The organism is Virgibacillus sp. CM-4 (genome assembly GCF_000445495.1).
GTDB lineage: Bacteria > Bacillota > Bacilli > Bacillales > Amphibacillaceae > Virgibacillus > Virgibacillus salexigens.
Map to the genome: position 1 here is coordinate 155,258 of NZ_AUQA01000006.1, position 17,228 is coordinate 172,485.

At 35.6% G+C, this 17,228-nt stretch carries 16 protein-coding genes; 14 read left to right on the top strand and 2 right to left on the bottom strand.

Annotated elements, in window-relative coordinates; translation table 11 throughout:
* Nucleotides 1-307: 307 nt before the first annotated feature.
* The 6 genes from clpX to M948_RS34010 all read left to right on the top strand — a co-directional run bounded on the left by clpX (nucleotide 308) and on the right by M948_RS34010 (nucleotide 7,309).
* On the top strand, nucleotides 308-1,588 hold the full coding sequence (gene clpX / locus M948_RS33985; protein ID WP_021290953.1) for an ATP-dependent protease ATP-binding subunit ClpX: 1,281 nt from the start codon (nucleotides 308-310) through the stop codon (nucleotides 1,586-1,588).
* Nucleotides 1,589-1,832: 244 nt separating this feature from the next.
* Entirely contained in the window at nucleotides 1,833-4,169 is a 2,337-nt protein-coding gene (gene lon / locus M948_RS33990; protein WP_021290954.1) for an endopeptidase La, read from the top strand.
* Nucleotides 4,150-4,737: a ribosome biogenesis GTP-binding protein YihA/YsxC gene (gene yihA / locus M948_RS33995; protein ID WP_021290955.1), complete on the top strand. Its 588-nt coding sequence runs from the start codon at nucleotides 4,150-4,152 to the stop codon at nucleotides 4,735-4,737. Before lon ends, yihA begins: the two co-directional genes overlap by 20 nt.
* 292 nt (nucleotides 4,738-5,029) lie before the next feature.
* On the top strand, nucleotides 5,030-5,827 hold the full coding sequence (locus M948_RS34000; protein WP_031335477.1) for a transporter substrate-binding domain-containing protein: 798 nt from the start codon (nucleotides 5,030-5,032) through the stop codon (nucleotides 5,825-5,827).
* A 100-nt stretch (nucleotides 5,828-5,927) separates the two neighbouring features.
* Complete coding sequence (locus tag M948_RS34005) at nucleotides 5,928-6,548, top strand: amino acid ABC transporter permease (RefSeq protein WP_051170067.1); 621 nt, start codon at nucleotides 5,928-5,930, stop codon at nucleotides 6,546-6,548.
* Nucleotides 6,549-6,571: 23 nt separating this feature from the next.
* A complete protein-coding gene (locus tag M948_RS34010) occupies nucleotides 6,572-7,309 on the top strand; it encodes an amino acid ABC transporter ATP-binding protein (RefSeq protein ID WP_021290958.1) in 738 nt (245 codons plus the stop codon).
* Nucleotides 7,310-7,501: 192 nt separating this feature from the next.
* Here the strand turns inward: M948_RS34010 and M948_RS34015 are convergent, their stop codons facing one another.
* On the bottom strand, nucleotides 7,502-7,984 hold the full coding sequence (locus tag M948_RS34015) for a LiaI-LiaF-like domain-containing protein (RefSeq protein WP_021290959.1): 483 nt from the start codon (nucleotides 7,982-7,984) through the stop codon (nucleotides 7,502-7,504).
* Between the two features lie 271 nt (nucleotides 7,985-8,255).
* On the opposite strand from M948_RS34015, the gene hemA reads away from it, so the two are divergent.
* The 8 genes from hemA (at nucleotide 8,256) to M948_RS34055 (ending at nucleotide 16,811) form a co-directional block, all read left to right on the top strand.
* Nucleotides 8,256-9,626 carry a glutamyl-tRNA reductase gene (gene hemA, locus M948_RS34020; RefSeq protein ID WP_021290960.1) on the top strand — a complete coding sequence of 457 codons (1,371 nt, stop codon included), beginning with the start codon at nucleotides 8,256-8,258 and terminating at the stop codon, nucleotides 9,624-9,626.
* A 15-nt stretch (nucleotides 9,627-9,641) separates the two neighbouring features.
* Nucleotides 9,642-10,460, top strand: coding sequence for a cytochrome c biogenesis protein CcsA (gene ccsA, locus M948_RS34025; RefSeq protein WP_031335481.1), 819 nt, complete (start codon nucleotides 9,642-9,644; stop codon nucleotides 10,458-10,460).
* A gap of 19 nt (nucleotides 10,461-10,479) precedes the next feature.
* The gene (hemC, locus tag M948_RS34030) at nucleotides 10,480-11,409 is read left to right on the top strand and encodes a hydroxymethylbilane synthase (protein ID WP_021290962.1); all 930 of its coding nucleotides are present in this window, start codon (nucleotides 10,480-10,482) and stop codon (nucleotides 11,407-11,409) included.
* Entirely contained in the window at nucleotides 11,409-12,179 is a 771-nt protein-coding gene (locus M948_RS34035) for a uroporphyrinogen-III synthase (RefSeq protein WP_021290963.1), read from the top strand. The genes hemC and M948_RS34035 overlap by 1 nt, the downstream gene beginning before the upstream one ends.
* Entirely contained in the window at nucleotides 12,179-13,159 is a 981-nt protein-coding gene (hemB, locus tag M948_RS34040) for a porphobilinogen synthase (RefSeq protein WP_021290964.1), read from the top strand. Before M948_RS34035 ends, hemB begins: the two co-directional genes overlap by 1 nt.
* Before the next feature lie 31 nt (nucleotides 13,160-13,190).
* Nucleotides 13,191-14,477: a glutamate-1-semialdehyde 2,1-aminomutase gene (gene hemL / locus M948_RS34045; protein ID WP_021290965.1), complete on the top strand. Its 1,287-nt coding sequence runs from the start codon at nucleotides 13,191-13,193 to the stop codon at nucleotides 14,475-14,477.
* Nucleotides 14,478-14,621: 144 nt separating this feature from the next.
* Nucleotides 14,622-15,746 (top strand): stage VI sporulation protein D, encoded by a 1,125-nt coding sequence (gene spoVID, locus M948_RS34050; protein WP_021290966.1) that lies wholly within the window; start codon nucleotides 14,622-14,624, stop codon nucleotides 15,744-15,746.
* Nucleotides 15,747-15,797: 51 nt separating this feature from the next.
* A complete protein-coding gene (locus M948_RS34055; RefSeq protein ID WP_188942227.1) occupies nucleotides 15,798-16,811 on the top strand; it encodes a phosphotransferase in 1,014 nt (337 codons plus the stop codon).
* Here M948_RS34055 and M948_RS34060 read toward each other — a convergent pair.
* Nucleotides 16,808-16,996 carry a hypothetical protein gene (locus tag M948_RS34060; RefSeq protein ID WP_021290968.1) on the bottom strand — a complete coding sequence of 63 codons (189 nt, stop codon included), beginning with the start codon at nucleotides 16,994-16,996 and terminating at the stop codon, nucleotides 16,808-16,810. The genes M948_RS34055 and M948_RS34060 overlap by 4 nt on opposite strands.
* Nucleotides 16,997-17,228 lie beyond the last annotated feature (232 nt).

Consider the following 17,228-nt stretch of genomic DNA (forward strand, 5'->3'; position numbering starts at 1 on the left):
TGAGGAATTGTAATTTTAGCGACTTTATTTAAAGAATTAACATATAGTAATAGTATGTGTTAATGTTAAGTAACAATAAAAGCTAGAAGTCAATCCTTACTTATTAATTTATGATGGGAACAAGTCCATATTAGATCACTTATTTATGGTAAATGAATACAGATAACAATGTATATACGATACAAATTAACTTTAAAAAAGGTTTATTGTTTTGTATTTTAAATTCGATCTGATATGATGACTATAAAAGTTGAAACCTAGCGTGAAATGCGTAGGAGCAGATTTAAACTTTTAGGGGTGAAATGGAATGTTTAAATTTAATGAAGAAAAAGGGCAATTGAAATGTTCGTTCTGCGGTAAAAGCCAGGATCAAGTTCGAAAGTTAGTTGCTGGACCAGGCGTTTATATATGTGATGAGTGTATTGAACTTTGTACAGAAATTGTAGAAGAGGAATTGGGAACCGAAGAGGAAACAGAACTAAAAGAAATCCCAAAGCCGAAAGAGATTTGTGAAATCCTAAATGATTATGTAATTGGTCAAGATAAAGCGAAAAAGAATCTTTCTGTTGCAGTTTATAATCACTACAAGCGTATTAATACAACAAAGAATACAGCAGATGATGTGGAATTATCAAAAAGTAATATCGCTATGATTGGGCCGACAGGTAGTGGGAAGACATTGCTAGCCCAAACGTTAGCTCGTATTATTAATGTGCCATTTGCCATGGCAGATGCAACTTCGCTTACAGAAGCAGGTTATGTCGGGGAAGATGTAGAGAATATTCTACTTAAGCTAATTCAAGCTGCCGATTACGATGTTGAAAAAGCAGAAAAAGGAATTATTTATATTGATGAAATTGATAAAGTAGCACGTAAGTCGGAAAACCCTTCAATTACTAGAGATGTTTCGGGTGAAGGTGTACAACAAGCTTTACTTAAAATTCTAGAAGGAACGGTTGCAAGTGTACCACCACAAGGCGGCCGTAAACATCCACATCAAGAATTTATTCAAATCGACACAACTAACATTCTATTTATTGTCGGTGGAGCATTTGACGGCATCGATCAGGTAGTTAAACGTCGTCTTGGTAAAAAAGTAATTGGATTTGGTGCAAACGAGAAGCAGCAGGACTTAGAAATGGGAGAGTTGCTAGCAAAAGTACTTCCAGAAGATCTCCTTCGTTATGGATTAATTCCTGAATTTATTGGCCGAATTCCTGTTGTAGGAAGTCTAACTCCATTAGATGAAGAAGCCTTAATAGAAATTTTAACTAAACCAAAAAATGCATTAGTTAAACAATATGAAAAGCTATTTCAAATGGATGATGTAGAACTAGAATTTGAAGATGAAGCACTAAGGGAAATTGCTGCTAAAGCGATAGAACGTAAAACGGGTGCTAGAGGTCTACGTTCCATTATCGAAGGTATTATGCTTGATGTGATGTTTGATTTACCATCAAGAGAAGATATTGAGAAATGTATTATTACGAAGAAAACCGTGGAAGAAGAGAATGGCAGTCCGAAGTTGGTTTATCGTGATGGTACCGTAATGGAAGGTAATAAGAAACATCCGAAAGAGAGTGCGTAACAGTAATCTATTCTAATTTAAATAATGATGTGAAGAGACTGACTTTATTACATGTTCTTAGTAACGAGTCGGTCTCTTTTCATGATATTTCGTATATTTTTATATGGCGAACGAATGATAAGAACAGCTTAATAAAAATCGAATATGACGTATGATAATAATTTACAAATAAAATTCTTTTATATAAACTTTAAGAACATATGATATAAATAATTACATTACATAATATTTGGAGGTACATACGATGACCAATGATAACAGGCAACTTCCCCTCCTACCTTTACGTGGACTGTTAGTATTTCCATCAATGGTATTGCATCTTGATGTAGGGCGAGAGAAATCAATTGCTGCATTAGAAAAGGCAATGATGGATGACCAGCAGATTTTTCTAGCTGCTCAGAAGAAAGTTCGATTGGAGGATCCAGAACCAAAAGATATTTATTCTATTGGTACACTAGCAACTGTGAAGCAAATGATTAAGCTTCCAAATGGAACGATGCGTGTGTTAGTGGAAGGGATCTATCGAGGAGAAATCATTCGTTATATTGAACAGCAGGATGAATTTATTGTAGAAATTCAAGAGTTAAAAGATATTCAAGGTGATCAGCATGAAGAGGAAGCATTGATGCGATCTCTTCTAGATCAATTTGAACAATATAGTAAAGTATCTCGAAAAATAACACATGAAACTTTTGATACGGTTTCAGATATTGATGAGCCAAGCAGATTAGCGGATATGATCACTTCTCATTTGTCCTTAAAAATAAAAGAAAAACAAGAACTTTTGGAAACACCAAATGTGAAAGACAGACTGCAGCAATTAATTACGAGCATTACTAATGAGAAAAAGGTACTCGATTTAGAGAAGAAAATAGGACAACGTGTGAAGACATCAATGGAAAAAACACAAAAAGAATACTATTTAAGAGAACAAATGAGGGCAATTCAAAAAGAGCTTGGAGAAAAGGATGGCAAAACTGGCGAAGTAGGTCAACTGAAAGAAAAGATTGAGCAGTCTGATATGCCGGAGCATATTAGAAATGTTGCTCTAAAAGAGTTGGATAGATATGAGAAAGTACCACAAAGCTCAGCTGAAAGCTCGGTAATTCGAAATTATATTGAATGGTTATTAGCATTACCGTGGATAGAAAAGACACAAGATACAATCGAAATAAAACATGCCGAAGCGATATTAGATCGAGATCATTATGGATTAGAGAAAGTAAAGGAAAGAATTCTTGAATACTTGGCTGTACAAAAACTTACGCAAACAATTAAAGGGCCAATCCTTTGTTTAGTAGGTCCACCTGGAGTTGGTAAGACATCGCTAGCTAAATCTATAGCCAGTTCTATAAATAGAAATTTTGTACGAATTTCATTAGGCGGAATTCGTGATGAAGCAGAAATTAGAGGTCACCGGAGAACATATATCGGTGCGATGCCCGGCAGAATTATTCAAGGCATGAAAAAAGCGAAGTCGGTTAATCCAGTCTTTCTTTTAGATGAAATTGATAAAATGGCTAACGATTTTCGGGGTGACCCGTCTTCTGCATTACTAGAAGTACTAGATCCAGAACAGAATAGTAATTTTAGCGATCATTTCATAGAAGAAACCTATGACTTATCAAATGTTTTATTCGTTGCTACGGCTAACTATGTAAATAATATTCCTGGACCACTGCTAGACCGAATGGAACTCATTTCAATTGCCGGTTATACGGAATTAGAAAAGCAGCATATTGCAAAACAGCATCTACTACCTAAGCAATTAAAGGAAAATGGGCTAACAAAAGGTGACTTACAACTACGTGATCAAGCGTTAATGAAGTTAATACGTACATATACAAGAGAAGCTGGTGTACGTAATTTGGAAAGACAATTAGCAACATTGTGTAGAAAGGCAGCTAAGATAATTATATCGAATGAAAAAAAACGTGTTGTTGTGACTGAAAAAAGCATAGAGGATTTATTAGGTAAACCTATCTATCGATATGGATTAATGGAAGAGGAAGATCAGGTGGGTGCTGCAACTGGACTAGCTTATACTGCGGCAGGAGGAGATACCCTATCGATTGAGGTCTCTCATTACCCTGGTAAAGGAAAGCTAACCTTAACAGGTAAGTTAGGTGATGTTATGCAAGAATCTGCACAAGCGGCATTTAGTTATATTCGATCTCGTGCTAATGATTTAAACATTGATCCAGAGTTTTACGAAAAACGTGATATTCATATTCATGTTCCTGAAGGTGCAACACCAAAGGATGGACCATCTGCTGGCATAACAATGGCTACAGCCCTTGTTTCTGCATTAACAGGACGAGCTGTAAAAAAGGAAATCGGAATGACTGGGGAGATCACACTTAGAGGAAGGGTCTTACCAATTGGCGGCTTAAAGGAAAAGTCCCTAAGTGCTCATCGAGCTGGGATTACTACGATTATCATGCCAGAAGAAAATGAAAAAGATATTGAATCAATACCTGAAAGTGTTCGAAATGACTTAACATTTATTCCGGTAAACCATTTAGACCAAGTATTAGAACATGCGTTAGTGGGGGATATGGATGAAAGTAACAAACGCTGAAATTGTCATAAGTGCTGTAAGTGAAAAACAATATCCAACTGATCAATTACCGGAGGTAGCCTTAGCTGGCCGGTCTAATGTAGGCAAATCTTCGTTTATTAATAAATTAATTAATCGGAAGAATTTAGCTAGAACATCTTCTAAACCAGGAAAAACACAAACACTTAATTTTTATAAAATTAATGAAGCTTTCTATTTTGTGGATGTACCTGGTTATGGTTATGCGAAAGTCTCAAAAAAAGAGAGGCAAAAATGGGGTAAGATGATGGAAACCTATTTTGAAAAAAGATCTTCCTTAAAGGCAGTTCTGCTTATTACAGATGTACGCCATGAACCTACGAATGATGATATTCAGATGTACGATTATTTAAAATATTATGACCTTCCAGTTGTGGTAATTGCAACAAAATTGGATAAAGTACCAAAAAGTAAACGTGCCAAACATTTGAAACGTACAAAAAACCTATTCGATCTAGAACCCGAAGATATTTTATTACCCTTTTCTGCAGAAACAGGGGAGGGAAAAGATGAGGCATGGTCCATTTTAAGAGAATATATGGGACTGTAAGCAAACATTTCTAAAAAAGAAAAGCCCGTAAAGGAACAAGATGATTTTTGTTTCCTTTACGGGTTTTTTTGGGAAGGTATCGAAACGAAGGCATAGTTAAGGTATCTCAAAGGATGCTTAGGTATATGTGAGGGAAGCGAAGGGAATACAAGGTAATTCAAAGTTTTTTGAATACAAAGCAAAAAAACTAGGTGTAAATGAATTCGAAGAATTTTTAGATAATTGTTATAATTATGCTAATACTTTATCAAATAAGGATTTAACGCAGGTAGAAAAAGAAAGGGTGTATTCAATGAAAAAACGGAATATGTTGATTATGCTATTATTCATCTGTTTTATTTCCGCTTGTGGGACGGAATCTTCTTCCCATGGAAATACGGAAAACAATAATGAGTATTCCTTAATTGAAGAAGGCAAATTAACTTTTGCAGCTTCTGGCGAATTCAAACCATTTAGTTATATGGAAGGAACCGAAATGGTTGGTTATGACATAGCTGTTGGTAAAGCTATAGCTAACAAATTAGGACTAGAACCAAATCCTCAGCGAGCGAAGTTTGCGGGAATAGTAACAGGGGTCACTGAGGGGAGGTATGATATTGCAGTTGCAAGTCATGCGATTACAGAGGAACGTCTGGAACAGGTGAATTTTTCAAAACCTTATTATTATTCAGGTCCAGTAATCTATACTAGGCCAGATAGCGATATTCAATCTGCAGATGACCTCAAAGGGAAGGAGATATCGGTAGCAAGAGGAACTACTTACATTGAAATTGCTAAACAGTATACCGATAATATTCCTCAAGTAGATAGTGACGTTGTAGCTCTTCAATCCTTGGCAAAGGGACATCATGATGCAGTTATTACCGATGATGTAACAGGGTTTAATGCTATCGATAATGGATTGAATGTAGAAAGTCGAATTCAACTAGGTATCAGTGAACAAGCAATTGCTATTTCAAAGGAAAATGAAGCACTTTTAGAAGCAGTTAATGAGGTATTAAAGGAAATGAAAGAAAACGGAGAATTAGAGGAACTATCGAAAGAATGGATTGGTGGAGACATTACTAAAAAGAAAGAAGCAGAGCAATAAAAGAAATGTGCGTTATTTGCGCACATTTCTTATGGTATGAAAGGGGTTGATAAAGATTCTTTCAGCAATCGGACATTTTTTTGATGTATTTGTTGGTAGTATGGATGTGTTTATGGAAGGTTTATGGATTACCATTAAATTATCTGTCGTTTCTTTAATTATTGCGTTAATCATAGGGTTGTTTTTTGCCATCCTAAAAATTTCAAATATAAGGATTTTAAAATGGGTAGCGGATGCATACATTTGGATTGTTCGAGGGACACCATTAATTGTACAAATTTTTATTTTGTATTATGGCTTGACAGATCTTCTGCTTATCCCAATGTTTTGGGCAGGTGTAGCTGGACTCGCTTTTCATAGTGGCGCATATATAGCCGAAATAATTCGTGGTGCAATACAATCCATTGATAAAGGGCAGATTGAAGCAGGGCGATCTCTTGGTATGAGTAGTGGCTTAACCATAAGACGAATTGTCTTACCACAAGCGATACGACGAGCAATTCCTTCTTTAGGTAATCAGTTCATCATTGGTATAAAGGATTCCTCATTAATTTCATTTATTGGCATGCAAGATCTATTTGGAGTAGCAAGTACGATGGGGTCAAATAGTTTTGATTATTTACCTTATTTTATTACTGTAGCTATTTATTATTTGATCATTGTCCTAATACTTACATATTTTGTGAACATAACAGAAAAGAAACTGGCTAAAAGTGACTAAATCGTATGGGAGGCAAAAAATGAATGAATACAATGGAAATGATACGGGTAAATAACTTAAACAAATCGTTTGGAAATCTGCAGGTGTTGAAAGATATTAACCTGACAGTGAAAGAAAGAGAAGTCGTTGTACTAGTTGGAGCTAGCGGTTCAGGAAAAAGTACTTTGTTACGCTGTTTAAACTTTTTAGAATTGAAAAATAGCGGGCATATTATAATTGATGGAGAACGAATAGAACAAAATACGCATGATCTTAATACGATTCGTAAAAAAATAGGAATGGTTTTTCAGCATTTTAATTTATTTCCCCATATGACAGTACTGGAGAATATAATTGAAGCGCCTACACATGTCAAGCGTAAAAGTAAACAACAGGCAGTAAGTGAAGGAAAAGTACTATTAGGAAAAGTCGGATTGGGTGATAAACTTCATGTCTATCCCTCAACACTTTCTGGTGGACAGCAGCAACGTGTAGCTATAGCAAGAGCTCTCGCAATGAACCCAAAGGTGATGTTATTTGACGAGCCTACCTCAGCTTTAGATCCAGAGCTTGTTGGGGAAGTTCTAGGAACGATAAAAGAATTAGCAAAAGAGGGCATGACAATGGTTATTGTGACACATGAAATGGGGTTTGCAAGAGAAGTAGCAGATTGGGTAATTTATATGCATGAAGGAAGAATTGTGGAAGCAGGTACACCGAAAGAAGTATTTGATTATCCACAAGAATTAAGGACCCAAGCATTTTTAAGCTCTGTATTGTAGAAAAGAGCCCGAAACAAAAGTGATTTAGATAAGAAATATCCCAACTATCATCCGAGCATATGAATACGGATCGTAGTTGGGATTTTATCGTTTATTCGTTCAAATGCTAATTACTAGAGCACGGCCTTAACCGCCTTTGGTAGTGGAAAGCGCCATCCAATTGGCTTATGATATACTTGCATTTTTTTCAGGCTACTTTTTTCGCTTTAACAAATACAATCCTAAAACGATAAATATAATTGGCCAAAATCGTTCCATAAAATCAATAATCACGTAAATCCAATTTAACCATACCGGCAATTGAATAGAAAATAGCATGATAATTGCAAAACCAATAAGGAGGATACCAGGCAAAAGTCCTTCTTTTGTTTGTAGAAAACGAATAATAAATGCAATTCCCACAATTAGTACATACATTGCCCAATGATCTATCCAAAAGGAATAATAACTAAGCCCGTAAAAATGAATGCCAAGCCCTAAAACAATGGTTCCACTAAAAAGATTATGGTAATTCTTTGTAGCATAACTATGTATAAGTAAAACAAGCCCAATTAGAATGATTATTGTTTGCCATGAATAAAAATTAGAAAAGATGGGGATCTTTAATTGTTGTAATAAAAAAAATATCCCAATTCCAATTAATAAATAAGCTGCAAGTGTGTGTTGTTTTTTCAAAGTATCACCTCAGTGTTGCTGTATCAGATTCTTGCTTCTTAATGGCCATTATGATAAAGTACAGTCGAGTTATATCATATACGGTTTATCCTACCATATTGTTTCAGATTATGTTCACATTTTAAGAAATTGTAATTAAATTTACATGTTATAATGGTAATTAGTAAAGGCTTTAATTTATATTAATTATTAAGTAAAACTTTTTATTTTTTAATGATAATAAGTTATAATGAATGAATGGATGAGTTAAGGATTTTTGGGGGTAGATAATGTGCATATATTAAAAGTAGGGTTTAATTACAGAACAGCCCCTGTTGAAATAAGGGAAAAGCTCGCATTTTCAGAAGAAGATCTTCATCAAGCAATGGCTGCACTAAAAGATCAAAAGAGTATTTTAGAAAATGTGATTGTTTCAACATGTAATCGGACCGAAATTTATGCTGTAGTTGATCAACTTCATACTGGACGTTACTATATTAAGCAATTCTTGTCGAACTGGTTTGATGTAGATAAGGGGGAATTTACCCCTTTCTTACGAATTACAGAAGATGATGGTGCGCTGGAACATCTTTTTCGTGTTGTTACCGGTCTAGATTCTATGGTATTAGGAGAAACGCAGATCTTAGGACAAGTGAAACAAGCTTTCCTTACATCACAAAAAATGCAAACGACAGGTACCATTTTTAATGAATTGTTTAAACAGGCTATTACATTTGGCAAACGAGTGCAAAAGGATACGGCTATTGGTGAACATGCAGTTTCAGTAAGTTACGCTGCGGTTGAGTTAGCCAAAAAAATCTTTGGTGATATGCACCAGAAACATGTCGTCATCTTAGGTGCCGGTAAAATGGGGGAATTAGCTGCGAAGAACCTTCAAGGCTCTGGAGTATCCCAAATAACTGTAGTGAATCGTACAAAAGAAAAAGCGGAAGCTCTAGCATTAAAATTTGATGCTGGTGCTGAATCGATGGATAATTTATCTCAAGTAATGCAGACTGCCGATATTGTGTTAACATCAACAGGTTCTGATTCTGTTGTATTAACAAAAGAGATGATCGAACCTATTCAAAAGCAACGTAAAGGTTCACCGTTATTTCTAGTGGACATTGCAGTGCCTAGAGACGTTGATCCAAGCATTAGCGAACTGGATCATATTTTTCTATATGATATTGATGATTTACAACATATTGTAGACGAGAATTTAGAAGCAAGAAAATCTGCTGCTGAGGAGATTGAATTACTGTTTGAAGCGGAGATTGTTGCATTTAAGGACTGGTTAAAAACATTAGGGGTTGTACCCGTTATATCGGCCCTAAGACAGAAAGCACTTTCTATCCAGGCTGAAACTGTCAAAAGTATTGAAAGAAAGATTCCTGATTTAACAGAAAGAGAAAGAAAAGTGATTAATAAACACACAAAAAGTATTGTGAATCAATTACTTAAGGAACCTGTTACACAGGCAAAAGAATTAGCTGCGAAAGAAAAAGCAGATGAAACATTACAACTTTTTATTGATATTTTTGGTATTGAGGAAGAAGTACAGGCTGAACTAGAAAAACAATCAAAAAAAAATGATACAGCTACAGCAATGAAGAAAAAAGAGGTATCCTTTTCGTTGTTAGATAAAATAAAGACCATTTAATGAAAGGATTCTAGTATGATGGAACTGAAATGGCTTTATGAATTCATACTGATTATCTATGGATTAAGCTTGATTGGGTACTTTATTGACTTTATTCAAGACAACCGGAGGGTCAATCGCATCGCCTTCTGGTTGCTTAGTATGGTTTGGATTATTCAAACCGTTTTTTTATTGTATGAAGTATTCATTAAGAATAATTTTCCAATAATAACGCTGAATGATAGTTTATTTCTTTATGCTTGGGTATTAGTGACAATCTCATTACTTGCAAATAAATTTTTCGCTGTACATTTCATTGTATTTTTTACAAATGTTTTTAGTTTTTTTATTCTATTATTATATTTGCTATTGAATGCTCAGGAAAATTTAGATACGCATGGGGTTCAGCTAGTACATGAAATTTTAGTAACGCATATAGCAATTGCAATTGTATCCTATGGTTTTTTTACATTCTCGTTTTTATTATCATTTATGTATATTATTCAATATCAACTATTAAAACGAAAAAAAGGGTTTAAATGGATGTGGCGATTTGGTGATTTGAATCGGTTAGATGACTATTCTTTTAAATCCGTAACCATTGGAGTACCTTTATTGCTAATTGCCATCATATTAGGTGTAGTTTGGGCATATGTTTCGAACGCTGAATTTTACTGGCTAGACCTGAAAACGATTGGTTCGTTTTTTGTTTTAGGCGTTTATATCGTATATTTGATCTTAAGATTAATAAACAACTACAAAGGGAAAGCAACAGCTATGTACAATACTGCAGCATTTCTCTTGTTGCTCATCAATTTCTTTTTGTTTAGTACCTTATCGAATTTTCACTTTTAACTGTTAAGGAGGAAGTACATTGCGTAAAATTGTAATTGGATCAAGAAAAAGTAATCTGGCATTAACCCAAACAGATTGGGTAATAGACAGATTAAGACAAGCTGGTATAGACAACGAAATAGAAGTAAAAAAAATTGTAACGAAAGGTGATCGTATACTGGATGTAACGCTTTCTAAAGTAGGCGGAAAAGGTTTATTTGTGAAAGAAATAGAACAGGCAATGTACGATAAAGAAATTGATTTAGCTGTACATAGTATGAAGGATATGCCATCAACAATGCCAGAAGGGCTTGTAATAACTTCTATTCCTGAACGTGAGGATCATCGAGATGCATTTATTTCGAAAGGTAATATTTCTTTACATGATCTTAAAGAAGGCGCTATTGTAGGAACGAGTAGTTTACGCCGTGCAGCACAAATTTTAGCAGCACGACCAGACGTAACGATTAAGTGGATACGGGGGAATATTGAAACTCGCATTCGTAAACTAAGAGAAGAGGATTATGATGCTATCGTCTTAGCGGTTTCTGGATTGAAACGTGTAGGGCTAAGTGAAGAGTTAATCACAGAGTATTTAGAGCCGGATGTGTGTGTGCCTGCAGTTGGACAAGGGGCATTAGCAATTGAATGTCGCGAAGATGATAAGGAACTGCGGGATCTACTAGCACGAATCAATAATGAATACACAGCACGTACTGTAAAAGCAGAACGCACCTTCCTCCATTTATTAGAAGGTGGTTGCCAAGTTCCAATTGGAGGCTATGCTTATTTAGAAAATGATACGATTGTGCTTACTGCACTTGTAGGTACACCTGATGGGAAGACGATTTTAAAAGAGGTTGTTCGTGGTACAGATCCTGAATCGGTTGGCAGAGAAGCAGCAGAAATACTAATGAAACAAGGTGCTAAAGAAATTATTGATCAAGTTAAAGAGGAGCTTGATCAGTAATGAGTTTCCCGTTACAAAATAAACGGATTCTCATTACAAGGGAAAAAAAGAAGACAGCTGCTTTCTCAGAAAAGATAAAGCAGTTGGGCGGCGTTCCAATAGAAATTCCGCTATTGCGAATTGAATGCAGTAAAACAAAGGAAAATCACTTAGACTTTAAAAGGTTAGATACATTTGATTGGATTTTATTTACAAGCTCCAATGGTGTAGATTGCTTCTTTCAGCTTGCTAACTACTATCAAGTGAATCAAGATATACTTCATACGAAAAATATCGCAGTGGTTGGTAGAAAAACGGAAGAGACATTGATTTTATACGGTAGAAAAGCGGATTTTATACCAAGTACTTATAATGCAGCCACGATGGCTGAAGAATTCCTAACAAGCTATCCCGATGCCACGTCTATATTACTTGTTAGAGGGAACCGTTCAAGAGATGTATTGCCGAATCGATTAAAAGCAGCTGAGAAGGCATTTACAGCTATGGAAGTCTATGAAACACATGCTAATTATAGTATGAAGAATAAACTGCGAGAGCAATTATTAAATAGTCAAATTGATTATATTACGTTTACAAGCCCTTCTACAGTTGAATCATTTGTGGAAATGACGACAATGGATGTGGCAGCAACCTGTGTTTGTATTGGTTCAACAACGAAACAACGTGCCAAGGAGTTAGGTTTTTCATCTATTTTAATGCCAAGTGAATATACAATAGATGGTATGATTGCTCGTATACAAGAAGATATAATAAGGAAGGGGAAGAAATGATGACAGATATAAAAGGCTTTGCTAGACATCGTAGATTAAGAAGTTCGGCATCCATGCGCTCGCTTGTTAGAGAAACACAGTTAAGTGTAGATGACTTAATTTATCCCATGTTTGTGATTGAAGGCGAAAAGTTGAAGAGGGAAGTACCATCCATGCCCGGCGTTTTCCAAGTTTCTTTAGACCTACTTTTAAATGAAGTAACAGAATTAGACGAGCTCGGAATAAAAGCAATGATGTTATTTGGTGTTCCAAAGGAAAAAGACGAACAAGGAACTGGAGCTTTTATTGAAACTGGAATTGTTCAGGAAGCAACGCGTTTGATTAAAGCGGAATTTCCGGCGATGTTAATTCTTGCTGATACTTGTTTATGTGAATATACATCTCATGGTCATTGTGGTGTTATTCACCGTCATGAGGTAGATAATGATGCTTCACTGGATTTATTAGCTAAAACAGCTGTATCCCAAGCAAAAGCCGGTGCAGATATCATTGCTCCTTCTAATATGATGGATGGGTTTGTAACTGTCATTCGTCAAGCTTTAGATGAGGCAGGCTTTACGAATATCCCAATTATGTCTTATGCAGTAAAGTATTCATCTTCATTTTATGGTCCTTTTAGAGATGCTGCTGATAGTACTCCACAGTTTGGTGATCGTAAAACCTATCAAATGGATCCAGCCAACCGATTAGAAGCTATGCGGGAGGCTAAAGCAGATGTTGAAGAAGGAGCAGATTTTCTTATTGTAAAACCAGCCTTATCTTATTTGGATATTGTAAGAGAAGTTCGAAATCAATTTGATGTTCCTGTTGTTGCGTATAATGTAAGTGGGGAGTATTCAATGGTAAAAGCCGCGGCACAAAATGGTTGGATTAATGAGAAAGAGCTAGTTATGGAAAAATTATTATCCATGAAACGTGCTGGAGCAAATTTAATTATTACCTATTTTGCAAAAGATGTAGCCAAATGGTTGAATCAATAATTACGAATTAAACGTTAATGAGGTGATTTTTGTGAATAGCTTTACGAATTCAAAGGATGCATATAAGGAAGCGGTAGATTTAATGCCAGGTGGAGTTAATTCTCCTGTACGTGCATTTAAATCTGTAGGTATGTCACCAATTTTTATGGAATCAGGCAAAGGGTCCAAAATTAAAGACATTGATGGAAATGAATATATTGATTATGTTTTGAGTTGGGGACCTTTATTGTTGGGCCATGCGGATGATCGTGTTGTCGAAAAATTAAAGCAAACAGCAGAAAAAGGTACGAGTTTTGGCGCACCAACATTATTAGAAAATGAACTTGCTCAACTTGTTATTGATAGGGTTCCTTCAATTGAGATGGTACGTATGGTTAACTCAGGAACAGAGGCAACAATGAGTGCGTTACGTATAGCCAGAGGATACACGGGAAAAGACAAAATTTTAAAATTCGAAGGTAACTACCATGGGCATGGTGATTCCTTGTTAATTAAAGCCGGGTCAGGAGTTGCTACATTAGGTCTTCCTGATAGTCCCGGTGTACCTAAATCAATTGCCCAGAATACGATAACTGTTCCATATAATGATATGGAAAGTGTACGTTATGCATTTGAGCAATATGGAGATGATATTGCTGCAGTAATTGTTGAGCCCGTATCTGGAAATATGGGGGTTGTCCCACCTAAAGGTAATTTCTTGCATGAACTACGCACTATTACGAACGAACATGGTACAGTTTTGATTTTTGATGAAGTAATGACAGGGTTCCGTGTTGGTTATCATTGTGCGCAAGGGCATTTTGGAGTAACGCCAGATATGACTTGTCTTGGCAAAGTTATTGGTGGTGGATTACCAGTAGGTGCTTATGGTGGGAAACGAGAGATTATGGAAAAGGTCGCTCCAACAGGATCTATTTATCAAGCTGGTACATTATCAGGAAACCCTTTAGCAATGACTGCGGGATTAGAAACGTTAAAAGCTGTCGATGAATCCTCTTATCAAGAAATTAGCAAAAAAGTCGATCGTTTAATGGAAGGCTTCTCAAAAGCTGCTGAAGAATTTAATATTCCACTTCACATAAACCGTGCTGGTTCGATGGTTGGAGTATTCTTTACCGATGAAGAAGTAACCAATTTTGCTACGGCACAAAGTGCTAATCTCGATTACTTCGCCCAGTACTATCGAGCAATGATTGAAGAAGGTGTATTTTTACCTCCTTCACAATTCGAGGGGATATTTCTTTCTACTGCGCATACAGACGAAGATATAGACTACACAATAAATGCAATCCGCAAAGCATTTTCTAAAATTAAATAATTTGTTATTTGAATGAGAGTTGTTCATAGAGAGCAACTCTTTTTTATATTTTTATGGAACAAAGCATATCCGTATAAAAGGGTTCATATAGATAATTAAGACATATAATCATATTGCACATATATGTTGAAAGGAGGAAGAGCATTGTCAAAGGATCGACCGGTATTCAGCTTTGAACTGAATGAAACGCTCTATTTTGAAAAGGGACAGGAAGTCCAAGAAATGAGAGGTGTTTCCTTAGAGCCGGATATTTCCATACATTCGTTTAACGACTATATTTCAATTAGAGGAATTATTGAATTAAAAGGAGAATACGAGCAAACCGAAGAAATAACTGGAGAATCCTTGGAGGCTGAAAATCTTCAGTCGAAACGTTATGTTGAAAGAGTAGAGGAAAATGGAGATGGACTTGCGACTTTTTCTCATCAATTTCCAGTGGAAATTTCTGTGCCAGCCAATCGTGTGACGGATTTAAATGATGTTAGCGTGTATATCCAAACATTTGATTATGAAATTCCGAATCCATCCTTATTTCGGTTGTATTCAACAATTGAGATTCATGGTGTAAATGAAAATGAAGTAGCAGAAAGAGAAGAAGTAGATTTAAATACCCCGGAGGATTCGTTTTCTTCTAATTTGGGAGAAGAGGAAGAAAGCTTTCAATTTGAACTAAAAGAACCTGAAGTTGATACGGTAAATAGCGAAGATATAATGCCGTCTGATTTACCCGTGCTTTCATCGGAAACAGAAGAAAGAGATAATACAGAAGCTTTGGAGCCAAATGATATAGAAGAACCAATAGTAGAAGAATCGATTGAAGAATCCAGTGAATCTCATTATGATGAAGCGGATGGTAGATGGAAATACAAGGAGTCGAAAACACTAAAAGAATTCTTTGGTACTGCTTCACAAGATGAAGCAGAGTCTCCAACAGAATATGGAGATGTGAATATCGACGAACTATCTGATGATGAATGGGAAGAAGAGTCGACAACATCTGCTCCAGAGGTGTATGAAGGATCTGATGATCGAACGGATGATGAAGAAACTGTAAAAGATGTCAGTTATTTGTCTGATATGTTTAGGGGAAATGAAGAAAGCAATTATACAAAAATGAGATTGTGCATAGTTCAAGAAAAAGATACCATTGATTCAATTGCAGAACGTTATCAAATCTCGGCCTTACAGTTAATTAAGCAGAATCAATTAGATGAAGACTATGATGTCTCAGAAGGACAGTTATTATATATTCCCCATAAGAAAAAATAAATGCTGCCCCTTGCCATCGAGCCAAGGGGTTTTCCGTTATTAGGTGGTGATATGTTGGATGCCATAAAAACAATATTAAATGCTTATTCTGTTCAACCTTTTTACATAGAACATGAAACGGGTCACCTCTTTAGAATCCAGGATGGTCATCAACAATATGCATTAAAGCAAAGCGACTTATCCGAACAGACTGTTTCCATGTGGGAAAAGGTTTTCAGAGAAGCTTATGCAGAGAATTTATATACGATTCTCCCAGTTTATTTAACAACGGAAGGAAATATATACAAAAAACATCATGATCGCATTTATTACCTTACGCCATGGAGAGGAAAAGCATTAACTAACTTTAATGAAAGTTCTATACGTGATGTATTCCAAAGTCTTGGAACAATCCATGCTAAAACCAAACGAGTTCGAAACATACCAAATGAAACATTTATCGACCGTTTTACAAATTATCAAAAAGAAACGGAAGAGAGACAAAAAAAGCTGCTTCATTTTGTTGAAAACTATGAAAAAAACCATTACATGTCACCTTTTGAATTACTTGTTTGTACACAGTATCGTGATATTGATTTTGCACTTAAGGAGTCAATGCGAAGAATTGATCAACTTTTATATGAGCAGAAAGAGGATGAAGCATGGAATTATAGTCTATGTCATGGGAACTTACAAGCTTCACATATCCTTTCATCACCAGATCAAATATTTTTTATAAACTGGGAAGACGCCATGTACGAATATCCTTCGTTGGATTTATCTATTTTCTTTAAAAATGAAACAAGCATGTACGATGCACCAACGAATTTATTTATTCAAGCATTTGATAGTTATATGAATGAAAATGAATTATCCAAGAAAGAGCTTTACATGTTAGCCATCCAATTATTAGATTGCCAACCATATCTTCAATTACTCGAAGCTCATGGTAATTCGAAAGAAACAATGATTGAACAAATTGTTTCATTGCAGCATGTATTTAGGAGAATATTATTTGGATTACAATTGTCGGCCTATATTGAGCAAGAGTATGATTCGTTTGATATTGATGACTTAGAAAGTTAAATCCACTCCAAATAAAAAGCAATGAATAACCCTACTAACAGTCCTAATAAAAATACATCAAACGTTGTTGGAAAGAAAAGGGTACGGATTAATTGAAAGACCAAAATGGGTAAGGTAACTCTTTCAATTACAATAATGCATGTTCTTGCCCAAGGTGGTAAGCGGTAACGATAGTAGCGAGCCATTAGGATTCACCTCTCTTTTCATAATGATGATACTTTCAAGTTATTACATTATTGGTTTAACCATCTGTGCAGGGGTTCTTGATTCGTCTCTAACCTGTGTGCATACGCCTTTTATATATACTATGTATAGATATCCTGTTTTTGTGCAAAACTCTTAGAAATAGTTGACGAAATGACACATAATATATAAAATAAAGCTATTCCTTAAAAAACGATTTTGAAAAATGCGCGG